This is a genomic window from Nostoc sp. NMS7 (assembly GCF_017115085.1).
Taxonomy (GTDB): Bacteria; Cyanobacteriota; Cyanobacteriia; order Cyanobacteriales; family Nostocaceae; genus Nostoc.
Window position 1 is genome coordinate 1 of record NZ_JABXKJ010000163.1, and the last position, 4,281, is coordinate 4,281.

A 4,281-nucleotide genomic window follows, 5' to 3' on the forward strand; every position below is an offset into this window, starting at 1 on the left:
CGCGTAGCTTGCTTCCACGAAGTGGTACGGCAAGCTCAGGGCATCGCGCTGCGCGTAGCTTGCTTCCACGAAGTGGTACGACAAAGTGACACAGTGAGCCCTTCTCTACGAGACGCTGCGCGAACGGCAAGCTCAGGGTAAGACCTGTCGAACTGCTCAGTGACCACTCGGACCCGATCCCGAAAACTGGGTGAGCAATCGCTCAGACATTGACCACAATGTGACGCAACATTTCACCGGACTTCGACACATCATTGTATGCAGATGCGGTGTGGAAACAGCAAGCCAAGGTGGCAGTCAGCTAAATCTGCGTAGCGTTTATAATTCACGCCTAATGTGAATTATAATGGTCTGCACCCAGATGCGATCGCTATTTATCACTCTAAACCAACGTAATCTTTTCAATCGTACCGACTCTATTATTTTCGTACCAAATCACATCAAGCTTCTCCACTCTGCCGACGATCTCAAACGACTGTGCATTTAGCTCGTCAACTACACGCTTACACTCTTGGGGATTACGAGAGTTAGCAATTCCAATGTGGGGAATGAATGGGATATCTTGACGTAACTCTTTAGTTAGCACTCCTGTATATAGGCGATCATGCAGCTTAACGATGTTGCTATAACCTTCGTCAGGCACTAGGAATATGTGCGTATACTGGCTGAAAACATCATTGCTCAAGACGGCACACCGAATAACAAAGTCAAAAGCTTGGATTTGTTGCGTTACCTGCCGCACATGGTTAATGAATGGTGCTTCTAAAAAATTGAAAGCCGGAAACACCAAGGTAAAGTGGGGATCAATAACTTGTAAATACAGTTCATCGTGCTGCTTTCGCACACTCTGAATCCAGGCGAAGTCAAAAGCAGAAATCGTCGGATAGTTCACAACCAATAAACTTCGCACCATTTTTGATTACAATCACGAACATCTATTCAGGATAATACTTCAAGGAATGTCTTGCACCTGCCACAATCCCAAGCTCTTATCTTTTTCTAAGATTAAACGTAGTTCAGAACACAAATATCTGGGACTTTTCACTTTTTAATAGAAATTGCTCGCAATCTGTGGTCTTTGTTTGTTAGGCGATCGTTAAGATACCAACGCATACCATCGTTGATTACATCCTTATAATAAGCGCAATCTTCCGTGCCGTTAAAACTAGATACAAACGGAACACAGCCGAACTCAAGAATAAGTTTGTAGATACTTTCAACTACATTAGGACAAATAGAATTAATGATTTCGTGTTTGCCAGAATCAAAATCAGAAATAAAAGCACCATTAAATTCGATAACCGGGAGACGAAGATTCAAACCCTTCAGCATCACTTGCATAGAAACGACGCTACGCGCACTAGCTACAGTAAACTGTAGTCCTTGATGCAAGAGTTCGTGAAGTACTTTCTTGCTAAACGAAGAAAGAATTGCATTATCTCCAAGCAATGTACCATCTAAATCACAAATGTAGATAATGTTCATAAACTAATCAGGGACACTGGTTGAGAAGAGAATTCTACCTTAATTTACTATAAATCGCTAGGTTTACTGTAATATACAAAAAGAAGTTTGATTCTGATAATCTTGATGGGTGCTTAACTCTGATAGTTCAGTCAGCCGATTAATTCGTTTTATAATCCGAGGAGATGCCTGCAAATCCCCGTGAAGACGATTAAGCCAAACTCCTATTAATCCGGCATCTCTGGCCGCGATCGCGTCTAGTTCAAGGTTATCTCCAACATAGACGCTCTGTGTTTGTTGTACTCCCAATTTGGCACAAGCATACTGAAAAATCTGGGGCGCAGGCTTGGCAAATCCTGCCACTTCTGAAGTAACAACGACATCCATAACTGACAGAATACCGCATCGTCTAAGTTTTTCAACCTGCTGCGCCTCCTGACCGTTTGTTACCACCCCAATCTTGCATTTCTGTAACTGTGCAAAACACTCTTTGACATCATCGTATAACTGGCACATACTCACGTAATGTTCCCAGTACTCCGAGAGCAAGGCATCAGCATCTGTATCTGAAAATTAATATCCGTATTTCGAGAATGCTTCTCGCAGTTTTCCTCTGCCCGATTCCTGAAACGTGACTTGTTTTGCAAAGAACTTTTTATACCACTTTCGGTTCAAGGATATCCATTGCTCTATGAACACCTTCAACTCATGTTTGCCATCAGGTATGACCTGATCAAACAATGCACCTGCGGCATCCCTAATTGCTGCATCGTGATCTATGAGCGTATCGTCAAGGTCAAAAAGTACGGCTTTAATCATATTATAGGAATCCGCTTTAATTCCTGAATTTACTTGCGTGGACAGGCAACAGGCAACAGAAAAAACCGATAGATACATAGTGACTCTTGTTCAAAAATCAAATAGGGGTTTTATATAACTTGTTTAAATTTAGATTAACCAAAGGTTATGTAATTTGTGGCAACTATCTTATAATACCTCTAAACTACAGTAAGTCTCTCGGCTTACCGAATTTAATAGAGGAGGGAAATTTTGAGAAACAAGTGGCAGCATACTTGGAAATTAAACACATATATCACTAAACAAATTCACACTCGTACTGTTAAAGCTTGGCAAGCTATAAGAAACTGGGGGTTTATATCCCTATTTTTGGCGGGAGTAAGCTTGAGTATATTCATGAGTGCTTGTTCTGGGGCTAATGTTGATAAAACTAGTAATACTATTGCCAATTCAGGTGGTGATCTAAACCTAACGTTTGTTTCTTATTCAGTTACAAAGGCTGCATACGAGCAGATTATTCCGCAATTTAGAGAAAAATGGAAAAAAGAACATAACCAAAATCTGACTTTTACCGAAAGTTATGATGGGTCTGGTTCTCAAACCCTAAATGTGATTGATGGTTTGTCAGCTGATGTGGTACACCTGTCACTGGGTCTTGACATTGACAAACTGGTTCAGACAGGTTTTATTCAACCGGGTTGGGAAAAAGAAGCACCAAATAATGCAATTGTGACCCAATCCGTAGGTGCGATCGCTGCTCGTGAGGGGAATCCCAAAAATATTAAAACATGGACAGATTTGACAAGACCAGGAGTGAGTGTACTGACAGCTAATCCGAAAACATCTGGTGGTGCGCGATGGAACTTCCTGAGTCTATGGGGTTACGTAATAAAAACTGGACACGATGAGAAGCAAGCATTAGATTTTACTTCCAAAGTCTATAAAAATGTACCTGTGCTGCCCAAGACTGCTCGTAATGCCAGCGAATTGTTCTTTAAACAAGGTCAAGGGGATGCTTTACTCAACTATGAAAATGAAATGATTTTATCAAAACAAAAAGGCGAAAAGTTCTCATATGTTGTCCCTGATGTGAATATATCTATTGATAATCCAATTGCTGTGGTAGATAAGAACGCCGAGCAACACGGGACTCGGAAAGTTGCAGAAGCATTTGTGCAATATCTGTACACACCAGAGATACAACGAGAATTTGCCAAAATAGGATTTCGCCCCGTGAATAATACGATTGCAAAAGAACTGGGTAGCACTTTTCCTAAAGTTAAAACTCTGTTTAAAGCTGAAGATTTAGGAGGATGGAACAAGATTCAGCAGCAATTTTTTAATGAAGGTGCTATTTTTGACCAGATTCAAGCTCAGAAGTCTTCAAAATAAATAGGTAAAAATTTTCAGAATTTTTCCAACATAGATGATTATGAATGTAGACCATAAGCCATATTAGAGAAAAGCTTATGGTCTACGATCTTAGATAAATATTCAAGCAAAAATTACTATTTAAAGAGCTTGAGTTTAACTAGATTGACTATCATGAGAAGAAAGTTCATAATCGGAATTAGAATTATGCAACAGCCTAATCAACAAGACAAAGACAAATTTATTGCCCCTCGCAGTCGTTACTATGGTCAGGTTAAGCCAGAAAACTTAGTGTTTAATGCAAATTTACAAGAATTTGCTCAAAAAGTGGGCATTATCACTAGTTTAGAAACCAATGGGAAGCTCTCGGCTAATGAGGCTTACAAACAGATTAAATTACTTTGGAAACAACTGAAGTGCAGTAAAAAACAACTCTTAAATAGTAATGACCCACCAGCATAATCATGAAATTATAGCAATCCGGAATCATTCATAAGAAAATACTGAAGAGATTTGTAAGTAATATTTGTCACAAAAAGTGTTGATGGCAATGTGGATGCGTTAGCGTTGGCGTTGGCGAAGCCTCTCGAAGAGAAGCCTCTCGAAGAGAAGCGTCTCGTAGAGAAGCTCACCGTTGGCGTTCGCGTT

6 protein-coding genes are annotated in these 4,281 nt (G+C 40.2%); 2 read left to right on the forward strand and 4 right to left on the reverse strand.

Translation table 11 applies throughout. The features are described 5' to 3' along the window. Positions 1 to 382 precede the first annotated feature (382 nt). The 4 genes from HWQ38_RS17105 to HWQ38_RS17120 form a co-directional block, all read right to left on the reverse strand. Positions 383 to 913, reverse strand: coding sequence for a 2'-5' RNA ligase family protein (locus HWQ38_RS17105; protein ID WP_292795507.1), 531 nt, complete (start codon positions 911 to 913; stop codon positions 383 to 385). Positions 914 to 1,041: 128 nt separating this feature from the next. Then, complete coding sequence (locus HWQ38_RS17110; protein WP_292795509.1) at positions 1,042 to 1,485, reverse strand: HAD hydrolase family protein; 444 nt, start codon at positions 1,483 to 1,485, stop codon at positions 1,042 to 1,044. A gap of 63 nt (positions 1,486 to 1,548) precedes the next feature. After that, positions 1,549 to 2,013, reverse strand: a complete 465-nt coding sequence (locus HWQ38_RS17115; protein WP_292795512.1) for an HAD family hydrolase — start codon at positions 2,011 to 2,013, stop codon at positions 1,549 to 1,551. A 24-nt stretch (positions 2,014 to 2,037) separates the two neighbouring features. After that, the gene (locus HWQ38_RS17120; RefSeq protein WP_292795515.1) at positions 2,038 to 2,283 is read right to left on the reverse strand and encodes a hypothetical protein; all 246 of its coding nucleotides are present in this window, start codon (positions 2,281 to 2,283) and stop codon (positions 2,038 to 2,040) included. Positions 2,284 to 2,556: 273 nt separating this feature from the next. Here HWQ38_RS17120 and HWQ38_RS17125 point away from each other — a divergent pair, with 273 nt between their 5' ends. Next, complete coding sequence (locus HWQ38_RS17125) at positions 2,557 to 3,654, forward strand: sulfate ABC transporter substrate-binding protein (protein ID WP_292795520.1); 1,098 nt, start codon at positions 2,557 to 2,559, stop codon at positions 3,652 to 3,654. Between the two features lie 186 nt (positions 3,655 to 3,840). Then, positions 3,841 to 4,095 carry a hypothetical protein gene (locus HWQ38_RS17130; RefSeq protein WP_292795518.1) on the forward strand — a complete coding sequence of 85 codons (255 nt, stop codon included), beginning with the start codon at positions 3,841 to 3,843 and terminating at the stop codon, positions 4,093 to 4,095. Positions 4,096 to 4,281: the final 186 nt, after the last annotated feature.